Source organism: Luteimonas deserti (genome assembly GCF_013425765.1).
Taxonomy (GTDB): Bacteria; Pseudomonadota; Gammaproteobacteria; order Xanthomonadales; family Xanthomonadaceae; genus Luteimonas; species Luteimonas deserti.
The window spans coordinates 23,435-41,661 of record NZ_JACCJZ010000015.1 but is presented as its reverse complement, the minus strand read 5'-3'; the positions used below and the strand labels follow the sequence as shown (position 1 = coordinate 41,661).

Annotated in this window: 18 protein-coding genes and 1 tRNA gene; 10 read left to right on the top strand and 9 right to left on the bottom strand. The window is 70.0% G+C overall.

Annotation, left to right across the window (positions count from 1 at the left end; all coding sequences use genetic code 11):
* Positions 1-38: 38 nt before the first annotated feature.
* From H0E82_RS07975 to H0E82_RS07965, 3 genes are all read right to left on the bottom strand, one after another.
* On the bottom strand, positions 39-707 hold the full coding sequence (locus tag H0E82_RS07975) for an HNH endonuclease (protein ID WP_180544938.1): 669 nt from the start codon (positions 705-707) through the stop codon (positions 39-41).
* 109 nt (positions 708-816) lie between these two features.
* Complete coding sequence (locus tag H0E82_RS07970; RefSeq protein ID WP_180544937.1) at positions 817-2,607, bottom strand: acyl-CoA dehydrogenase C-terminal domain-containing protein; 1,791 nt, start codon at positions 2,605-2,607, stop codon at positions 817-819.
* Positions 2,608-2,670: 63 nt separating this feature from the next.
* On the bottom strand, positions 2,671-3,144 hold the full coding sequence (locus H0E82_RS07965; RefSeq protein ID WP_180544936.1) for an LEA/WHy family protein: 474 nt from the start codon (positions 3,142-3,144) through the stop codon (positions 2,671-2,673).
* A 145-nt stretch (positions 3,145-3,289) separates the two neighbouring features.
* On the opposite strand from H0E82_RS07965, the gene H0E82_RS07960 reads away from it, so the two are divergent.
* The 3 genes from H0E82_RS07960 (at position 3,290) to H0E82_RS07950 (ending at position 5,316) form a co-directional block, all read left to right on the top strand.
* A tRNA-Phe gene (locus H0E82_RS07960) sits at positions 3,290-3,365 on the top strand.
* Positions 3,366-3,486: 121 nt separating this feature from the next.
* Positions 3,487-4,758 (top strand): cation:proton antiporter, encoded by a 1,272-nt coding sequence (locus tag H0E82_RS07955; protein WP_180544935.1) that lies wholly within the window; start codon positions 3,487-3,489, stop codon positions 4,756-4,758.
* 72 nt (positions 4,759-4,830) lie between these two features.
* Positions 4,831-5,316: a DUF6491 family protein gene (locus tag H0E82_RS07950; protein ID WP_219338469.1), complete on the top strand. Its 486-nt coding sequence runs from the start codon at positions 4,831-4,833 to the stop codon at positions 5,314-5,316.
* On the opposite strand, the gene H0E82_RS07945 is transcribed toward H0E82_RS07950, so the two are convergent.
* Genes H0E82_RS07945 through ftsY form a run of 4 tightly spaced genes read right to left on the bottom strand, consistent with a single transcriptional unit; the run spans position 5,292 to position 9,178 of the window.
* A complete protein-coding gene (locus H0E82_RS07945; protein WP_180544934.1) occupies positions 5,292-5,567 on the bottom strand; it encodes an oxidative damage protection protein in 276 nt (91 codons plus the stop codon). The genes H0E82_RS07950 and H0E82_RS07945 overlap by 25 nt on opposite strands.
* Before the next feature lies 1 nt (position 5,568).
* Entirely contained in the window at positions 5,569-6,639 is a 1,071-nt protein-coding gene (gene mutY / locus H0E82_RS07940; protein ID WP_180544933.1) for an A/G-specific adenine glycosylase, read from the bottom strand.
* Positions 6,636-7,913 (bottom strand): AsmA family protein, encoded by a 1,278-nt coding sequence (locus H0E82_RS07935; RefSeq protein WP_180544932.1) that lies wholly within the window; start codon positions 7,911-7,913, stop codon positions 6,636-6,638. The genes mutY and H0E82_RS07935 overlap by 4 nt, the downstream gene beginning before the upstream one ends.
* Positions 7,910-9,178 (bottom strand): signal recognition particle-docking protein FtsY, encoded by a 1,269-nt coding sequence (ftsY, locus tag H0E82_RS07930; protein WP_180545001.1) that lies wholly within the window; start codon positions 9,176-9,178, stop codon positions 7,910-7,912. The genes H0E82_RS07935 and ftsY overlap by 4 nt, the downstream gene beginning before the upstream one ends.
* 81 nt (positions 9,179-9,259) lie before the next feature.
* On the opposite strand from ftsY, the gene rsmD reads away from it, so the two are divergent.
* From rsmD to H0E82_RS07895, 7 genes are all read left to right on the top strand, one after another.
* Positions 9,260-9,820: a 16S rRNA (guanine(966)-N(2))-methyltransferase RsmD gene (rsmD, locus tag H0E82_RS07925; RefSeq protein WP_180544931.1), complete on the top strand. Its 561-nt coding sequence runs from the start codon at positions 9,260-9,262 to the stop codon at positions 9,818-9,820.
* A gap of 61 nt (positions 9,821-9,881) precedes the next feature.
* Complete coding sequence (gene coaD / locus H0E82_RS07920; protein ID WP_180544930.1) at positions 9,882-10,376, top strand: pantetheine-phosphate adenylyltransferase; 495 nt, start codon at positions 9,882-9,884, stop codon at positions 10,374-10,376.
* A gap of 46 nt (positions 10,377-10,422) precedes the next feature.
* Positions 10,423-10,974 (top strand): hypothetical protein, encoded by a 552-nt coding sequence (locus H0E82_RS07915; RefSeq protein ID WP_180544929.1) that lies wholly within the window; start codon positions 10,423-10,425, stop codon positions 10,972-10,974.
* Positions 10,975-11,131: 157 nt separating this feature from the next.
* Positions 11,132-11,386, top strand: a complete 255-nt coding sequence (locus tag H0E82_RS07910) for a YfhL family 4Fe-4S dicluster ferredoxin (protein ID WP_180544928.1) — start codon at positions 11,132-11,134, stop codon at positions 11,384-11,386.
* Positions 11,383-13,161 (top strand): gamma-glutamyltransferase, encoded by a 1,779-nt coding sequence (ggt, locus tag H0E82_RS07905; RefSeq protein ID WP_180544927.1) that lies wholly within the window; start codon positions 11,383-11,385, stop codon positions 13,159-13,161. The genes H0E82_RS07910 and ggt overlap by 4 nt, the downstream gene beginning before the upstream one ends.
* 43 nt (positions 13,162-13,204) lie before the next feature.
* Complete coding sequence (locus tag H0E82_RS07900) at positions 13,205-14,104, top strand: MBL fold metallo-hydrolase (RefSeq protein WP_180544926.1); 900 nt, start codon at positions 13,205-13,207, stop codon at positions 14,102-14,104.
* The gene (locus tag H0E82_RS07895; RefSeq protein ID WP_180544925.1) at positions 14,101-14,508 is read left to right on the top strand and encodes an MAPEG family protein; all 408 of its coding nucleotides are present in this window, start codon (positions 14,101-14,103) and stop codon (positions 14,506-14,508) included. The genes H0E82_RS07900 and H0E82_RS07895 overlap by 4 nt, the downstream gene beginning before the upstream one ends.
* Before the next feature lie 66 nt (positions 14,509-14,574).
* Here the strand turns inward: H0E82_RS07895 and upp are convergent, their stop codons facing one another.
* On the bottom strand, positions 14,575-15,207 hold the full coding sequence (upp, locus tag H0E82_RS07890) for a uracil phosphoribosyltransferase (RefSeq protein ID WP_180544924.1): 633 nt from the start codon (positions 15,205-15,207) through the stop codon (positions 14,575-14,577).
* Between the two features lie 153 nt (positions 15,208-15,360).
* Positions 15,361-18,171 (bottom strand): TonB-dependent receptor, encoded by a 2,811-nt coding sequence (locus H0E82_RS07885; protein WP_180544923.1) that lies wholly within the window; start codon positions 18,169-18,171, stop codon positions 15,361-15,363.
* Positions 18,172-18,227 lie beyond the last annotated feature (56 nt).

The window sequence follows — 18,227 nt, the reverse complement described above, 5'->3', positions numbered from 1 at the left end:
CCGGAGCCCGCGTGCACCGCGCGAAGCGACGGCGGACGTCAGGCCAGCGCGTGTCGCCGCCGCTTGGGCAGGTGCGATTTCAGGAAACTCATCTGGTCGGCCAGGATGCCGCGATTGCTGAGGATCAGATGCTCGATCCAGCTGGGACGGAACGGGACCGCGAGCAGCGGCATCGAGGCCTGCTGCGGGGTGCGCCCGCCCTTGCGCGAGTTGCAGTGCACGCAGGCCGAGACGACGTTCTCCCAGATGTCGAGCCCGCCCTGGGACAAGGGATCGACGTGATCGCGGGTCAGCAGCTGACGGCTGAAATGGCGACCGCAATACAGGCACAGCGACTGGTCGCGTGCGAACAGGGCCGTGTTGGTCAGGGCGGGCGTGGGATCCACCGCGGACGCGCGGACATGGCTGCGCCCGGCGATGATCGGGTGCAACTCCATCCGGCTCTGCCGTCCGGTGGCTCGGCACAGTCCTCCGTAGAGCGTCATGCAGGGCTCGCCGAGGGTCCACGCGACCGCGCCGCGGGCGTACAGGCAGGCGGCGTCCTGCCAACTGATCCAGTTCAATGCGCGGCCGTGCGCGTCGAGCGCGAGCAGTCTGACCACGTCGCGACGCGAAGGCCGGGCGTCCGGGTCGAGGGAGAGCAGCGGGGCCGGCGCCTGTGCGGAACCGGTGGGGACGTGGCGATGTCGCGCGCGATCGGTCTCCATCGGGGATCGAGCATATACCCGAACCATGACGGTTTGTGCAATCGGGCCGCGGTCCGACAAGGCCGCCCTTCGCGGGACGACGCGGGCGCCGCGCCCGCGTCGTCGCGACTCAGCTGTCGAAGGCCTCGTCCGGAACCGAGAGCAGGGTCGCCGGTCCGCTGGTGATGGCCGCGGCGTGCATCGCGGTGCGCGGCAGGATGCGCGCGAAGTAGAAGCGGGCGGTTTCGCGCTTGCCTGCCTTGAACGTCTCGGGGTGCGAGGACGCGTCCGCCACCGCGACGCTGCGGGCCCACCAGTAGGCGAGCGCGACGTAGCCCGAGAAGAACATGTAGTCGTAGGCGGCCGCGCCGATCTCCTCCGGATCCGCTGCCGCGCGCTCGGCGATCGATCCGGTGATCTGCTGCCACTGCGCGGCATGCGCACGCAGCGGTCCGGTGAACTCGGCGAGCGTGGGTGTGCCTTCGTGCTCGGCGCAGAACGTCTCGATCATCCCGAGAAACACGCGCAGTCCGGCACCCTGCAGTTGCAGCACCTTGCGGCCCATCAGGTCCAGCGCCTGGATGCCGGTGGTGCCCTCGTACAGTGTGGTGATGCGCGCATCGCGGGCGAGCTGCTCCATGCCGTGCTCGGCGATGTAGCCGTGACCGCCGTAGCACTGCAGAGCGTGCGAGGTGCACTCGTTGCCCCACTCGGTGAGGCAACCCTTGACGATCGGAGTGAGGAAGCCCAGCAGATCGTCGGCGTCCTTGCGCGCGGCCGCATCCGCGCCGTGCGCGGCGCCGTCGACCAGCGAGCCGGCGTGGTAGGCCAGCAGACGTCCACCCTCGGTCAGCGCCTTGCAGGTCAGCAGCATCCGGCGCACGTCGGGCTGGACCAGAATCGGGTCTGCGGGCTTGGCCGGCAGCTTCGGCCCCGACAGTGCTCGCGACTGCAGCCGCTCGCGCGCGTAGCGCAACGCGTTCTCGTAGGCGCGGGTGGCCAGGCCCAGACCCTGCACGCCGACCCCGAGCCGCGCGGTGTTCATCATCGTGAACATCGCCATCAGGCCCTTGTGCGGCTGGCCGACGAGATAGCCTTCGGCGCCGTCGAAATTCATCACGCACGTCGCCGAGCCGTGGATGCCCATCTTGTGCTCGACCGCCCCGCATCGCACGGCATTGCGCCCGCCCACCGTGCCGTCGCGGGCGACCCGCAGCTTGGGCACGACGAACAGCGAGATGCCGCGGCTGCCCTCAGGCGCATCGGGCAGGCGCGCGAGCACCAGGTGGACGATGTTGGGCGTCAGGTCGTGCTCGCCGGCGGTGATGAAGATCTTCGTGCCGGTGATCGCATAGACATCGGTGCCGACGGGCTCGGCGCGGGTCTTGAGCATGCCCAGATCGGTGCCGCAGTGCGGCTCGGTCAGACACATGGTGCCGGTCCAGGTGCCCGCGATCAGCGGCTTGAGGAAGACCTCCTTCTGCCAGGCTTCGCCGTGATGGTGCAGCGCATTGACCGCGCCGTGGGAGAGCAGCGGGAAATTGCTCCACGCCAGATTGGCCGCGTCGATCATCTCCTCGAGGCAGATCCCGATCGCGTGCGGCATGTTCATGCCACCGAACTCGGTCGGGGCGCTCATGCCGGTCCAGCCGCCTTCGACGAACTGGTCGTACGCGGCCTTGAAGCCGTCGGGCGTGGTCACGGCGCCGGTGGTCTTGTCGAAGCGCACGCCCTGCACGTCGCCGACACGGTTGAGCGGAGCGAGCACGGTCTCGCACAGCCGCGCGCATTCGTCGAGCACGGCGTCGACGGTGTCGCGGGTGGCGTCCTCGAAGCCGAGCCTCGCGAAAAGCGACTCGACCTGCAGCACGTCGTGCAGGGCGAAGCGGATGTCGTTCATTGGGGCGATATAGGTGCTCATGGACTCAACTCGTCGGACGGAAGGCGCGGCGCAGGCCGGCGGAATCGAAGCGGGTGCAGCGGATCAGCGCAGTACGCCGGGCAGGCCCGGGACCGGGCTCAAGGCGCTCTCGCGGCGGACGCGGTAGTCGCGGGCATTGCCCCTGTCCTCGGGCGCGGCGCGCAGGCTGCCCTCGATGCGATAGGCCAGCGAGCGTCCGCCCGCGAGCGCATCGGCCACGTGCAGGCGTGCCTGCGACGTCGGATCGAGTGCCAGTGTCACGACGTCGGCGGATTCCGAGCCGATGGTCAGCGCCGACGTTGAGGCGAGCGTCCCGGCCGGTTCGCCATCGACGCGCAGGTCCAGCTGCACCGCGTCGAAGCGCATCGGGATGCTGCTGTAGTTCTGCAGGCGCACGTCCACCGACCAGCTGCCATCGGCGGCGACGGTGACCTGCTGCAGGCTCGCGGCCGGTTCGGACACCCGACGCGGCCCGGTGGCGCACGCGGCGACCACGCAGGTCCCGAGCAGGACGATCAGCAGCTTCCGTGGATTCATCGTGGTCTCCGGCATCGTGGCAACAGCCGGATGTTAGCGCGTCGTCGGCCCGCGCCGCCGGGGGGCGGCCGCCGTGCACGCGGGGGCGTGACGCGGGAACGGTTGCCGTTCCTGCGTCCGCCCCGTATCATGCGCGTCCCGCAGTGGCCGGGTAGCTCAGTTGGTAGAGCAGGGGATTGAAAATCCCCGTGTCGGGGGTTCGATTCCCTCCCCGGCCACCATTGCGACACGCTTGATGAGGCCCGCAGCAATGCGGGTCTCTTTTTTTGTGTCGCCCGCAGAGGGGCGGGGATATGGCGGGCTATCATCGCGCCGCGCCGACGAGGCGCTGGAGACCGCGAGATGCCGACTGCCCAGTTGTCCGTGTACTTCTTCCTGCAGGTTGCAGTGATCCTGCTGGTCTGCCGTCTGGTGGGGCGGCTGGCGCAGCGGCTCGGGCAGCCGCAGGTGGTCGGCGAAATGATCGCGGGTGTCACCCTCGGCCCGTCGCTGTTCGGCTGGTTGCTGCCGGATCTGCAGGCGGCGCTGTTTCCCGCGCAGACCCTGGACACGTTGTACGTGTTCGCGCAGTTCGGCGTGGGCTTCTACATGTTCCTGGTCGGCACGGAGTTCCGCGGCGACCATTTCCGAAGCCGCGCGCGCGGTGCGTTCATGGTGTCGGTGGCCGGTATCGCAGTGCCGTTCGCACTTGCGTTCCTGATTACGCCGTGGCTGATGGGCCTGCCGAACCTGTTCTCGGAGAGCATCAAGCCCGCGGACGCGTCGCTGTTCCTCGGAGCGGCAATCGCGATCACCGCGTTCCCGATGCTGGCGCGGATCATCCACGAACGTGGGCTGTCGGGCACGCCGATGGGCACGTTGGCCCTGACCGCGGGAGCGGTCGACGATGCCGCGGCGTGGTGCATCCTGGCCGTCGTGCTGGCCAGCTTCGGCGGCAGCTGGGACAGCGCCTGGCTGGCGATCGGCGGTGGCGTTGCCTATGCGGTGTTCATGCTCACCGTCGGTCGCAGGCTGCTGCGCCGTCTTGCCAGCGCCGTACGTCCCGACGCGCCGCTCGGCTCGACGACGCTGGCGGTGGTGCTGATCCTGTTCTGCCTGAGCGCGTGGACGATGGACGCGGTGGGCATCCATGCGGTGTTCGGTGGTTTCCTGCTGGGTGCCTGCATGCCCAAGGGCGCGCTGGTGGAGAAGCTGCGCGCCATGCTGCAGCCGTTCGTCGTGGTGTTCTTCCTGCCGATGTTCTTCACCTTCTCCGGCCTGAAGACCGACCTCGGCATGGTGTTCGAGCCGCAGATGCTGCTCGCGGCCGGAGCGATCCTGCTGGCCTCGTTCGCCGGCAAGGGCCTGGCCTGCTGGGGCGCCGCGCGGCTCGCGGGCGAGAGTCCGCGCGATGCGCAGGCGATCGGCGCACTGATGAACGCACGCGGCCTGATGGAACTGATCCTGATCAACATCGGCCTGCAGGCCAGTGTCATCAAGCAGGGACTTTTTTCGATCCTGGTGCTGATGGCGATCGTGACCACACTGATGGCCACGCCGCTGTTCAACTGGATCATGCGTCGCGGTCGTGCAACTGCCGCCAACGACGTGCCGACCCCCTCCGGCGCAGGCTGAACGCGGCGCATGCGCGAAGGCTTCATGAGGTGCGGCGCACGATCAGGTTCCATTCGCCAGGCAGAGGTCCCGATGCTGATCCCGCACCCGCGCCGCCTGCTCGTGCTGGTCCTGCTCGTGCTGCTCGCGGGCTGCGCAACCCAGCGTCCCTCGGATGCCGACCGGTATGCCCTCTATGCCGCCCACGCGGGTGCGGAAACCGACCACTTCCGCTATTTCGGGCGCATCAATGGCTGGACGCCGCTCGGCGACAGTGCGCTGGCGGTGTGGACGCGGCCGGGTGAAGCATGGCTTCTGGATCTGGCGGGACCCTGCCACGACCTGCAGTCCACACCGGCGATCGGCCTCACCAGCACCATGAGTCGGGTGAGCGCGCGTTTCGACCGGGTTCTGGTGCGCAGCCGCGGCACGATCGAGATGCCCTGCCACATCCGTACCATCCGTCCACTCGACACCCGCGCCATCCGCGATGCGGAGCGGCGCAATCCTGACGATACGACCCCGGTGGACCGGCCTTCCGGGGCGTCTCCGGCTCAGCCCTCCGGCTCGGGGACGTAACCCGCGACGCTGCCGGTCTGGCGTTCGAACAGGTACTTGCGCATTTCGCCTTCGAGAAAGGCGCGGTGCTTCGGATCGAGCGGCGACAGCCGGTTCTCGTTGATCAGCATCGTCTGGTGGGCCAGCCAGCGCGACCATGCGGGCTTGCCGATCCCGGCGAAGACCTGCTGGCCCAACCCGCCCGGCCATGGTGCGAAGTCGAGGCCATCGGCTTCGGTCTGGTCGTGCACGCAGTAGACGCGTCGGCTCATGTCAGTCCTCCAGGGCGCGCGGGGGCGCGAGCAGCAACGTGCGGATCGGGGCGGGGATGCCGAGCGCGGCGAGATCCTCGCGCGCCACCCAGCGCAGCGCGTCATTGTCGCGCACCCCGTTACGCGGCGCGAGGCCACCCCAGCGCACCGGATGCAGGCGCAGCCGGTAGTGGCTGAACCCGTGGTCGATCGACGGCAGGCGGGCAGGCGTGTCGAGGTCCACGGCATCCAGCAGTCCGGCCGCGTGCGCACCGAGCCAGCCCTGCACCTCGTCACCCGGTGCGAGCTGCGGCAGCGACCACAGCGACGCCCATACCCCGCTCGCCGGGCGCCTTTGCAGCAGTACGCGGCCTGCGCGGTCCTCGAGCACCAGCACGGTCGCCTCGCGCTGCGGCAGCACCTTGCTCGGCCTCGGCGTGGGCAGTTCGTCGACCCGGCCCTGCGCGAACGCCGCGCAATCGTCCGCCACCGGGCACAGCAGGCAGGCGGGTGCATGGCGGGTGCAGAGGGTCGCGCCGAAATCCATCTGCGCCTGGGTGTAATCGGCCAGGCGTGCCGGCGGCAGCAGGGTGTCGGCGATGGCCCACAGCGCGGCTTCCACCTTGGGCAGGCCCGGCCAGCCGTCCACGGCGTGGCGCCGCGCGAGTACCCGCTTGACGTTGCCGTCGAGAATCGCGGCAGGCTCGCCCCAGGCCTGCGACAGGATCGCAGCCGCCGTGCTCCGGCCGACACCGGGCAAGGCGACCAGCGCCTCGAGATTGCGCGGCAGATCCCCATCGTGCAGATCCACGCAGCGTTTCGCCGCGGCATGCAGGTTGCGCGCGCGGGCGTAGTAGCCGAGCCCCGACCACAATGCGAGTACCTCGTCCTGCGGTGCGGCCGCGAGCGCGCGCAGGTCCGGCAGCGCGGTGACGAAGCGCTCGAAGTACGGCACGACCACCCGCACCTGGGTCTGCTGGAGCATGATTTCCGAAAGCCACACGCGATAGGGCGTGCGCGGGTGCTGCCAAGGCAGATCGTGCCGGCCGTGGACGTCGAACCAGGCGAGCAGCCGCGCGGCATACGCAGTCATGGAGCGCCGTCCTCGAAATCGATCTGCACGCCTTCGAGCACCGCGCCCGGCAGCTCCAGCCGCCCGGCGGTCAGGCGGCCGCGAAGCGGCGGCAGCGGGCTGCCGGTGTCGAACGCGTCGAACCACTGCAGCACGGCCCGCAGGCGGGTGTCGCCGTCGAAGCGCGCGCCGGCATGCTCGATTCGGAACGCGAGCGGTGCGTCGAGCGTCGATGGGCCGGTGTAGCGCAGTGCGAAGGGCAGGGGCGATCCGTCCGCGGACAGGGGCGCAGGAAGCGACGGCCAGGCGTCAGGCCAGTGCGCGAGGCGGCCGTCGAGGGCGAGCACGAGGCCTTGGTCGAGCACGATCCGCCCGCCGGTCGCGAGGGTGGGCACCGGGCCCTGGCCGCGGATCGCGATGCCGACCGGCGCGAGTTCGAGTCGCCCCGCGCGATAGGCGAGGCTGCCGTGCAGGCCGAAGGCGAACGGCAGGCTGGTCGCGCGGGCACGCCAGTGCGCCTCGCCGGCGATCCGGACCGGCGACAAGCGGAGCCCGGGCATGGCGTCGTCGTCGGCGCGCGCCGCATGGAGATGCAGCCGGGTATCGAGACGCCCGGTCGGCAGCCGCAGTCCGAGCGTGCCGTCGGCGTCGAGGCGCTTCGCACCCGCCAGACGGTCACTGCGCATCCGCAGCCGGAACGGCGCCGTCACCGCGCCGGCGATCGCGCTGCCTTCGATCCGCAGGTCAACCGGACGATCGGCTTGCAGCGAGGGCGCGTCGAGCGCGAGTCCTTCGATCCGCCAGGTGTCCGCGTCGACCACGCCGTCGCGGATGCGCACGCCGTCGGTGAATGCCGGCGAGGGGCCGTCTCCCGGCGGACGCGTCCCCAGCCAGCGCAACAGGGCGGGCAGGTGCAGGATGGGCGAATCGAGCTCGACACGCGCGATCTCGAACACCTCGCCGCGGCTGCGAATGGTCGACCACGGCAGCGAGAGCAGGACGCGATCGGCGCGCAGCAGCGCGGTCGCCTCACCGGGCATGCGCGCCGTCACGTCGCGCGCCACCAGTTGCGGGGTGCCGCGCAGGCGATACTCGATGTCGCCATCGAAGGTGATCTCGAGACCCAGCGCCGGGCCGAGCCGGTCCAGCGCCAGCCGCACCGCGCGTTCCGGTGGCAGCAGCACGTACACGGAACCGGCGAGCAGGCCGAGGCCGACCACGACTGCCAGCACGAGGCGCCGCCAGCGCCGACGTCGCGGCCCCGATGCCTCGGGCGCCGGGGCCGCCGTGGTCACGCGCCGAGCGTCTCCGGCAGCATCGCGTCGACGAAGGCTTCGGCATCGAACACCCGCAGGTCCTCGGGGCGTTCGCCGATGCCGGCGAAGCGGATCGGAATGCCGAATTCGCGTGCGAGCGCGAACACCACGCCGCCCTTGGCGGTTCCGTCGAGCTTGGTGACCACCAGCCCGGTCACGTTCACGGCGGCGTTGAACTGTCGCAGCTGCGACAGCGCGTTCTGCCCGGTGGTGCCGTCGATGACCATCAGCACCTCGTGCGGCGCGGCGGCATCGATCTTGCCGAGCACGCGGCGGATCTTGCCCAGCTCGCCCATCAGGCCTTGCTGGGTATGCAGGCGGCCGGCGGTATCGGCGATCAGTACGCCCGTACCGCGCGATTTCGCGGCCTGCAGCGCGTCGAACGCCACCGCGGCCGGATCGGCATCCTGGCCCTGGGCGACGACGGACACACCGTTGCGCTCACCCCAGGCCTTGAGCTGCGCCACCGCAGCGGCGCGGAAGGTATCGCCGGCTGCGAGCATCAGGCCGTGCCCCTCATCCTTGTAGCGCTTGGCCAGCTTGCCGATGGTGGTGGTCTTGCCGACGCCGTTGACGCCGACGGTGAGGATCACGAAGGGTCTTGCGGACGCGTCGATCACGAGCGGCTTCGCCACCGGTTCGAGCATCGCGATCAGCTCGGCGCGCAGCGCCTGGAGCAGCGCATCGGCGTCGGCGAACTCGCGCTGCTTCATCCGCTTGCGCAGCGATCCGACCAGATCGGTGCTCGCCGCGACGCCGACATCGGCGGTCAGGAGCGCGGTTTCGATCTCGTCGAGCAGGTCCTCGTCGAGTCTGGGATTGCGCGAGAAGAGCCCCCCGAAGCTGCGCGCGAAGGTATTGCCGCCGAGGCGCTCGCGCCAACCCGACTTGCCGGGCGCGGCGGCGGGCATGGTGCTCGCGAACACGTAGTCGGCCAGCGCAGCTGCCGGGTCGACGAAGGCGGGCGACGTCCGAGGCACTGCATCCGTCGCGGGCCCGGTCGGGCCCTCCACGAAAGCGGATTCCGCGGCTTCCCTGACGGCGCCGGCGGATGGATCATCGCCACCGGCCGGCACCGACCGCGTCACGTCGTCCCGCAGCGTCGCGCCGAGTGGCGGGACCGACGGCGCGGACGCTGCGGGAGGCGCGAACGCAGCGGCGATCTCTTCGGCGCTGAGGCGGCGTCGGCCGCTCTCGGCCTCGGGCGTGTCGGGGGTCTTGTCGCGCTTGAACCAGCTGACCATGCGGCGGTCGTGACGGGGATGGGGGAGAATGGCGCGCATGGTATCACCCGCCTTTCCACGGCCCCGTACGGGCCTGCGCGCATGAATCGTGCTCCCGGCAGGATCCGCATCATCGGCGGTCGATGGCGCGGCACGCGCCTCGACGTGCCCGATGCGGACGGCCTGCGGCCGACCGCCGACCGGGTCCGCGAGACCCTGTTCAACTGGCTGCAACCAGTGCTCGGGGGTGTGCGTGTTGTCGACGCGTTCGCAGGCACCGGTGCGCTCGGGCTTGAAGCCGTGTCGCGCGGCGCGGCTTCGGCCCTGCTGTTCGAACGCGATGCCGCCCTGGCCGCGGCGCTGTCGGCGACCGCGGCGCGTCTTCCCGGCGGTGAGGTGCTCGAAGTGCGACGCGGCGACGCCGTGCAGGGCCTGAAGGGCCTGTCTCCGGGCAGCGTCGATCTGGCGTTCGTCGACCCGCCGTTCGCGCTCGATCTCTGGGAACCGGCACTGGCTGCGCTCGAGCCTGCACTGGCCGAAGGCGCCTGGCTCTATCTCGAGTCGCCTGCGGGACGTCCCGCCGAGCCGGGCGGCGGATGGCGCGCGCATCGCGAGCTGCGGACCCGCGAGGCGTGCTGCGCCCTCTATCGCCGCGCCGGTTGACGCCCCTGGCGCGCTGCTACACTGGGCGCCCGCGCCTCACGCCACTACACGACCCTGCAGCATGAGTGCGAACCGCAAACGCATCGCGGTCTATCCCGGCACCTTCGACCCGATCACCAACGGTCATGTCGATCTCGTCGACCGGGCCGCGCCGCTGTTCGAACGCCTGATCGTGGGCGTGGCCGAGAGCCCCGCCAAGCGTCCGGCGATGTCGCTCGACGAGCGCGTGGCGCTGGCCCGCGAAGCGGTCGCCCACCATGCGAATGTCGAAGTCACCGGCTTCCATTCGCTGCTCGCGCACTTCGTCGACGAAGTCGGTGCGGGCGTGCTGTTGCGCGGCCTGCGCGCGGTTTCGGATTTCGAGTACGAGTTCCAGCTCGCGAGCATGAACCGGCATCTGATCCCCGAGGTCGAGACGCTGTTCCTCACGCCGGCCGAGCAGTACGGCTTCATCTCCTCCACGCTGGTGCGCGAGATCTCGCGTCTCGGCGGCGACGTGTCGGGGTTCGTTCCCGCCGCAGTCGATCGCGCGCTGCGCGCGCACATGCAACGCTGACGTTGCCCCATCCACGCCACACCCAAGAAGAACGAGAGGGAATCCCATGAAGTCCATCAACCGCGCCCTGCTGGTCGCCTGCCTGGTCCTGCCGGTCGTCGCCTGCAACAAGGACGCGCCGCAGCAGGAAACGGTCGCCACCCCGGTGGCCGCGCCGCAGACCGCTGACCGCACCCAGTGGAACAACTATCTCAATGCGGTCGCCGACCGGCACATGGACGGCATCAACAGCTCGCCCTACGTCTATCTGGTGCCGCCGGCGCCCGCGGCGGCGGCCGACGCGCCGGCCGAGCCCGTGGCCGGCGGCGACGCCGATCCCGTGCTCTCGGCACCGGTCGACGGCGACTACGAGCGTCTGCTCGACAAGGCCAAGACCGATGTCTCGCGCGGCATCGTGCGGGGCAACCTGCTGATCTTCGCCGGCCTGGATTCGGCGCGTACCGCCAATCTCACGGTCGGCGCCTTCGAGGATGTCGAGGCGGGCACCATGCGGGGCGTGCGCCTGCTGTTCATCGGGGCGGCCGCCGATGCCGACCGCGTCAGGGCGGCGGTGGAGCCGGCCGGCGTCGAGTACGTGCACGTCGATACCGCCCAGTAAGCCGTTCGCCGGCCGGCATGTCCGGCCGACACCGACCGCCGCCGGGTTTCCGCCCGGCGGCGGTTCCGTTTCCGGAGTCCGCGCGGCGGACGCGGGACGTGCGTCGCGGTTCCAGGGTCCGAACGCCGCGCACGAGCGCAGTCACTACAATGTGCCGATGTCCCTGAAGATCAATGCGCTCTGCGTCAACTGCGACGTCTGCGAGCCGGCCTGCCCGAACCAGGCGATCGCACAGGGCGAGACCATCTACGTCATCGACCCCGCGCGCTGCACCGAGTGCGTGGGCCATTTCGACGAGCCGCAGTGCGTGGTGGTCTGCCCGGTCGAGTGCATCGATCCGGACCCCGACATCCCGGAAACCCACGAGCAACTGCTGGCCAAACTGGCCCGGTTGCAGCAGGAGACGCCATGAGCCGTTCGCGACCGACCCCTACCGGATTCGGGGCCCTGCTGCTGGCCGCGCTGCTGTTGGCGGTGGCGCCGTCCTGCGCCCGCGATGCACGGCAGGCCCCGGTCCCGGCAGCGGAGCAGACCGGCGAGCGGCCGCCCGGCAACGCCGTGGCCTCGGCCCATGCGCTGGCCACCGAAGCGGGCCTGCAGATCATGCGCGAGGGCGGCAATGCCTTCGACGCGGCCATCGCGACGTCGGCGGTGCTGTCGGTGGTCGAGCCGATTTCCTCGGGACTCGGTGGCGGCGGCTTCTTCCTGCTGCACGATGCGCGCAGCGGACGCGACGTGTTCATCGACGCGCGCGAGACTGCCCCGGCCAGCATGGACGCCGACCGCTACCGCACCGCCGATGGTGGCTTCGACCGCGACCGCGCCGAGAACGGGCCCTGGTCGGCCGGCATCCCGGGGCTGCCGGCGGCGTTCGTGCACATCGCCGAGCGCTACGGCGCGCTGCCTCTGGCGCAGTCGCTGGCGCCGGCGGTGCGGATCGCCGAAGAAGGCTTTCCGGTCTACGCCCGCTTCGCGCGCGGTTACCAGGCGCGTCGCGCGGTGATGGAGCGCTACCCGGGCACGCGCTCGGTGTTCCTGGTCGACGGCCGCGCGCCGCAAGAGGGCGACGTGTTCCGCCAGCCGGAGCTGGCGCGCACGCTCCGGCTGCTGGGCGAGCGCGGGTTCGACGGCTTCTACCGCGGCGACGTGGCCGACAAGCTCATCGCCGGCGTCAACGCCGAGGGCGGGCAGTGGACCGCCGGCGACCTCGCCGGCTACCGCGTGGTGGAGCGCGAGCCGATCCGCTTCCGCTACCACGGGTGGACCGTCACCACCGCGCCGCCGCCGTCGTCGGGCGGTATCGCGATGGCGCAGATGCTGCAGATCCTGGAGCCATGGGACCTGGCGGCGCTCGACGAGACCCAGCGCACGCATCTGGTCGTCGAGTCGATGCGACGGGCCTTCCGCGATCGCACGTTCTTCCTCGGCGATCCCGATTTCGTGCGCATCCCGCAGCGCACGCTGCTCAGCCGGGACTACGCGGCCGGCCTGCGCGCGACGATCCATCCGGCCCGCGCCACGCCGAGCGACCTGCTCTCCGGCGAGGCCACGCCGCTGGAAGACGAGGAGACCACGCATTTCTCGATCGTCGATGCGCAGGGCAATCGCGCCGGCGTCACCCAGACCGTCAACCTGCTGTTCGGCAGCGGCCTCGTCGCACCGGGCACCGGCGTCCTGCTCAACAACGAGATGGACGACTTCGCGCTCCAGCCGGGCGTGCCCAACGCCTTCGGCGTGATGGGCTTCGAGGCCAATGCTCCCCAGCCCGGCAAGCGCCCGCTGAGTTCGATGACGCCGACGTTCCTCGAGTCCGACGATCGGGTGGCCGTGCTCGGCACGCCGGGCGGCAGCCGCATCATCACCATGGTGCTGCTTGGCATCCTCGGCTACGACGCCGGTCTCGATGCGCAGGCCGTCGCGGCGCTGCCGCGCTATCACCACCAGTGGACGCCGGACCGGATCTCGGCCGAGTCGGGCACCTTCTCCGGGGCCACTGTCGCCGGCCTGCGTGCGCTGGGTCATACCGTCGACCTGCCCGGCGACCGCGCCGCGGGTGGTCGCGGGTCCAGCCATGTATGGGGCAACCTGCAGACGGTGCTGTGGAACCGACGCGACGGTACCCTGACCGGCGGCAGCGACCCGCGCAATCCGGTGGGCGAGGCGAAGGTCGAACCGGTCGCGAACTGAGGCGCGGCCTGCACCGGCGGCCGCCTGGACACGGGAGAACGCGATGGAACTGTGGTCGATCGAGGGCAACTCGCAGAAGCTCGACGGCGGCTCGATGTTCGGCAATGCGCCGCGCGCGATGTGGACGAAGTGGGCCCGGCCCGACGAGCTCAACCGGATTCCCCTCGCAACGCGCGGGCTGCTGGCGGCCCCGCTCGACGGCAGGACGGTGCTGTTCGAGACCGGGATCGGCGCGTTCTTCGACCCGGCCATGCGCGCGCGCTTCGGCGTGCAGGAAGAGCGTCACGTGCTGCTGGACTCGCTGCGTGCCGCCGGATTCGACCACACCGACATCGACGTCGTCGTGCTCAGCCATCTGCATTTCGACCACGCCGGCGGCCTGCTCGCGCCCTGGCGCGAGGGCGCCGCGCCGGAGCTGCTGTTCCCCAACGCGACCTACGTCGTCGGTCGCGCGCACTGGGAGCGGGCCATCCACCCGCATCCGCGCGACCGTGCCAGCTTCATTCCCGAACTTCCCGGCCTGCTTCAGGCCAGCGGCCGGCTCGCCCTGTTCGAGGGAACGCACTCCGACGTGCTGGGTGATGCGGTGCGCTTCCATCGCAGCGATGGCCACACGCCGGGCATGATGCTGGCCGAGCTGCGCGGACCGGATATCCGGGATGGCGAGGCCCACGGCGGGGTGGTGTTCTGCGCCGACCTGGTGCCGGGGCTGCCCTGGATCCACGTGCCGATCACGATGGGTTACGACCGTTTTCCCGAGTTGATCATCGACGAGAAGCAGGCCTTCCTGGGCGACATGGCCGCGCGCGGCGTGCGCCTGTTCCTGACCCACGATCCGGGCGCCGCGCTGGTCCAGGTCGTGCGGGACGATTCGGGCCGGTTCGTCGCCCACCACCACACCGCCGCGCTGTCGGCACGTCCCATCGATGGAGCACTCGGATGACCCCGCGCATTTCCCTGCTGATCGCGTCGCTGCATGTCCTGCTCTACCTGGTGTTGACGACGCGGGTCGTAGTGCACCGGCGCGCGCACAAGGTAGGGGTCGGTACAGGGGGCGACGCCGTGCTGGTGCGCAAGGTTCGCGTGCACGGCAACTTCGGCGAGTACGTCCCGCTGGCCCTGGTGATGCTCGCGCTGCTCGAGCTCGCAGCGGTGTCGACGCGCCTGCTGTGGGTCTTCGGCGTCGCCCTGCTGCTCGCGCGCGTGCTGCACGCGATCGGCCTCGGCGGGTCCGCCGGCTATTCGTTCGGACGATTCAGTGGCGCACTGCTGACCTTCCTGACGCTGGCGGCGATGGCGGGCGTCGGAATGTGGCGCTTCGTCGCAGGCGCGATCCTCGTGCCCTGAAGCGAGCGTCTGCCGGCAGGCCCGCTCGCGGTGCCGAGCCTGGCGATCCGCGCCAGGACTGGCAGTTCAATCCACCCGCGTGCCGAAGATCTTGTCGCCTGCATCGCCCAGGCCGGGCAGGATGTAGCCTTTCTCGTTGAGGCGCTCGTCGATCGACGCGGTATAGACCTCGACGTCGGCATGCACCGCCTCGAGTGCGCGCAGGCCCTCCGGCGCAGCGACGAGGAAGAGCCCCTTGATCCGGCTCGCGCCGGCAGCCTTGAGCATCGACACGGTCGCGATCAGCGTGCCGCCGGTCGCCAGCATCGGGTCGAGGATCAGGGCGGTGCGGTCGGCCATGTCGCCGACCAGATTCTCGTAATAGGGCACCGCTTCCAGCGACGCCTCGTCGCGCCTGATGCCGACCACGCTGACCTTGGCCGCGGGAATCAGCTCGAGCACGCCCGGCAGCATGCCGATTCCGGCACGGAGGATCGGCACCAGGGTGATCTTGCGGCCCTTGATCCGGCGCACGTGCACCTCGCCCGCCCAGCCCGCGACCGTGGCCTCCTCGGTCTCCAGATCCGCCGTCGCCTCGTAGGTGAGCAGCGTGGCGACTTCCGCCGACAGCTCGCGGAATGTCTTGGTGCTGTTGTCGGCACGGCGCATCAGGCCGAGCTTGTGCTGCACCAGCGGGTGGCGGACTTCGATGATCTTCATGGGCGGACCTGCGGCGGATAACGCGCCTAGGATATTTCACCGCCGCCAGGGCCGCCCGTCCTTGGCGAACAAACTCCGGCCGCGTCGATCCGCGCGCCGGAAACGCGGAAGGCCGGCAGGGGCCGGCCTTCCGTGTCCACGGCCCGGGCAGGCTCAGAACTGGTAGCGCACGCCCGCCAGCCACGAGCGGCCGAAGCCTTCCATCTCCAGCACGCGGTTGCGCTGGCCCTGGAAGCGGATCTGCCGGGTGTCCCGGATGTTGTTGACCTCACCGAACACGCTCCAGCCCAGCCCCAGCGCATAGCTGGCCGAGAAATCCAGGCTCGCGCGCTCGTCCCAGTACACGTTGAGCTCGGGCTCGCTGATGTCGAAGGTCTGGATGAACTTCGAGCGGTAGTTGTAGGCCAGCCGCGTGTTGAGGCCGTACTTCTCGTAGGTCAGCGCCAGGTTGTAGTTGGTGCGCGAGGTGCCGGGCAGCTCGGTCTGGCCCAGGCCGAAGGGCAGCTCGGCGCGCGATTTTGCATAGGTGTAGTTGGCATAGATGCCCAGACCGTCGAGGGCGCCGGGCAGCATGTCGAAGGTCTGCTGCCAGGTCAGTTCGGCACCGTGGATGCGGCCGCGCTCGCCGTTTTCGGCGCGCGTGATGCGCAGGGTCTGCGCGCCTGCCGCCTCGTCGCGCGAGGCCACGAACAGGGGATCGTCGATGCGCTTGTAGAACACCGCCGCCGACAGCAGGCCCAGCGGGCGCAGGTAGTGCTCGAACGACAGGTCCGCGTTCCACGCGAAGGCCTCGCGCACCAGCGGGTTGCCCTCGTTGATGGGCACGATGGTGCCGTCCGGCTCGTTGATCACGCGGTACGGGGCGACCTGGATGAAATCCGGCCGGTTCAGCGCCGAGGAGACCGAGCCGCGCAGCACGGTGTCGGGCGAGAACTCGTAGCGCAGATGCACGCTGGGGAGGACGTTGTCGTAGCGTCGCCGCGCGGTCTGCGGGGTGACCGCACGGGTCACGGAATCGAACTGGATCGCGCTGCCTTCGGTCTCGGTGCGCTCGTAGCGCAGGCCGGTGATCATGGTCAGGCGGTTCCAGTTGGCGTCGAGCCGCACGTAGCCGGCCTGCACGTCCTCGGATGCGCGGTAATCGCCGGTCAGCGAGTCGGGAATCAGGCGCACGTGGTTGGGGCTCGCGATCAGCTGCCCGGCGTAACGGTCGAAGATGTCGCGGCAGAAGCGGCGACCGGTGAGGAAGTAATCGAAGTTGTTGGAGACGCTGTCGCAGAGCATGTCCGACATGGTGATGCCGAGCGCGGCGAAGTCGGCCGCGCTGCCGTTCCGGTTGCGCTCGTCGTCGAACATCTTGTCGCGCTGGCGCGTGCGTACGCCGAAGCGGATATCGCCGCTGTCGCCGAGGAAGGTCTGGCTGCGGCCCAGATCCACGCGCAGCGCGTTCTCGTCTTCCTCGCCGTATTCGTAGCGGTCGTTGAGACGGCGGAACGCGAACCAGCTTTCCGGCACGTTCACGCCGGTCGCGGGAGCGTCGGGGCGTCCGAGGATGGTCCATACCGGGAAATCGGGATTGCTGTAGTCGTAGCGCATCTGCGGGCGCACGCCCGAGCGGAAGATGTACTGCATGCGCGGACTGGTGGTCTTGGTGGCCTCGCTGCGCGATGCCTGCCAGTCCAGCTTCCACGCGTCGCCGAGGAAGTGTTCGCCGCTGAGGTTGTAGGTGCGGATGGTCTTGTCGTAGGTGCGCTCGCGCAGTTCCTTGTCGAACGTCGCACGGGCCTGGCCGTTGGTCTCGCCCGAGCCGGCGGCGAAGTTGTCCAGGGCGATGATCAGGTTGTCGCGGAACTCGCGGTCCTCGAAGTTCGAGTCCGACGCCACGAACGTCAGCAGGTGGTCGGGATTGATGCGGTAGTCGAAGCGGCCGGTGAGGCCCTTGCGCGTGCGCAGCCCCTCGTAGTCCTTGATCTGCACCTCGGTCGGGCGGAAGCCGCCGCCGCCCGCCTGGTAGAGCGTCTCGACGTTGTCGGTGAAGCGGCCCTGCCGGCTGATCGACCCCGAGACCAGCACGCCGATGTTCTGCTCGGCGCCGAAGCGGTTGCCGACGGTGGCGTTGTAGCGCTGGTTCTCGCCGTCGCCGAGCTGGTACTTGCCGCCTGCCAGCGATGCACGCAGGGTCAGCCCCTCGCGGTCGAGCGCGCTCTGGGTGCGGATGTTGATGTTGCCGGCGATCGCGTCGCCGTCCATGTCAGGCGTGAGCGCCTTGGTGACCTCGAGCGCGGCGATCACGTCGGACGGAATGGTGTCGAGTTCGACGCCGCGGCTGGCGGCATCGGGATTGGCCAGCTGCACGCCGTCGATGGAGACGGTGGTGAATTCCTTGGGCGCGCCGCGCACGGTGACGTAGCGGCCTTCGCCCTGGTCGCGCTCGATCGACACGCCGGGAATGCGCTGCGTGGACTCGGCGATGTTGTTGTCGGGGAACTGGCCGAGAAGATCGGCCGAGACGACGTTGACGTAGTTCGTCGACGCGCGCTGCTGGTTGAGCGCCATCGCCTGCGCGTCGCGGCTGGCCCGTACCTCGACCACGCCGACCTCCGTCGCGGCGACGGTACTGCGCAGGGTCACGTCGACCTGAGCGCCGCGGCTGTCGCCCAGCTCCACCTCGGATTCGTGGCGCACATACCCCAGGTAGTCCACCTGCAGCGCGTAGCGGCCCGGGGCCAGCCCGGTGACGCGGAAGAAGCCTTCGCGATCGGTGCTGACCTGGCGTCCACCGACGGTCACGATCGCGCCTTCGAGCGAGACGCCGCGCGAGGCCTCGCTGACCTTGCCGACGATCGTATTGGCCATCGCGGCCATGGTCCCGCTGGAGGTGGACTGCGCCGTGGCGGGCGCGGTCCAGGCAAGAGCAAGGGTGGCGGCGATCGCAGTGGCGATGGCGGTGCGATTGGGTGACATGACGGCTCCGGCAAAAAGGATGTGCGCGGGGGAGCACCGGCGCCGTCGCAACGGGC

Coding starts and splice junctions, on each gene's coding strand:
- H0E82_RS07975 (WP_180544938.1), bottom strand. CDS start 707: ATGGAGACCGATCGCGCGCGACATCGCCACGTCCCCACCGGTTCCGCA.
- H0E82_RS07970 (WP_180544937.1), bottom strand. CDS start 2,607: ATGAGCACCTATATCGCCCCAATGAACGACATCCGCTTCGCCCTGCAC.
- H0E82_RS07965 (WP_180544936.1), bottom strand. CDS start 3,144: ATGAATCCACGGAAGCTGCTGATCGTCCTGCTCGGGACCTGCGTGGTC.
- H0E82_RS07955 (WP_180544935.1), top strand. CDS start 3,487: ATGCCGACTGCCCAGTTGTCCGTGTACTTCTTCCTGCAGGTTGCAGTG.
- H0E82_RS07950 (WP_219338469.1), top strand. CDS start 4,831: ATGCTGATCCCGCACCCGCGCCGCCTGCTCGTGCTGGTCCTGCTCGTG.
- H0E82_RS07945 (WP_180544934.1), bottom strand. CDS start 5,567: ATGAGCCGACGCGTCTACTGCGTGCACGACCAGACCGAAGCCGATGGC.
- mutY (WP_180544933.1), bottom strand. CDS start 6,639: ATGACTGCGTATGCCGCGCGGCTGCTCGCCTGGTTCGACGTCCACGGC.
- ftsY (WP_180545001.1), bottom strand. CDS start 9,178: ATGGTCAGCTGGTTCAAGCGCGACAAGACCCCCGACACGCCCGAGGCC.
- rsmD (WP_180544931.1), top strand. CDS start 9,260: ATGAATCGTGCTCCCGGCAGGATCCGCATCATCGGCGGTCGATGGCGC.
- coaD (WP_180544930.1), top strand. CDS start 9,882: ATGAGTGCGAACCGCAAACGCATCGCGGTCTATCCCGGCACCTTCGAC.
- H0E82_RS07915 (WP_180544929.1), top strand. CDS start 10,423: ATGAAGTCCATCAACCGCGCCCTGCTGGTCGCCTGCCTGGTCCTGCCG.
- H0E82_RS07910 (WP_180544928.1), top strand. CDS start 11,132: ATGTCCCTGAAGATCAATGCGCTCTGCGTCAACTGCGACGTCTGCGAG.
- ggt (WP_180544927.1), top strand. CDS start 11,383: ATGAGCCGTTCGCGACCGACCCCTACCGGATTCGGGGCCCTGCTGCTG.
- H0E82_RS07900 (WP_180544926.1), top strand. CDS start 13,205: ATGGAACTGTGGTCGATCGAGGGCAACTCGCAGAAGCTCGACGGCGGC.
- H0E82_RS07895 (WP_180544925.1), top strand. CDS start 14,101: ATGACCCCGCGCATTTCCCTGCTGATCGCGTCGCTGCATGTCCTGCTC.
- upp (WP_180544924.1), bottom strand. CDS start 15,207: ATGAAGATCATCGAAGTCCGCCACCCGCTGGTGCAGCACAAGCTCGGC.
- H0E82_RS07885 (WP_180544923.1), bottom strand. CDS start 18,171: ATGTCACCCAATCGCACCGCCATCGCCACTGCGATCGCCGCCACCCTT.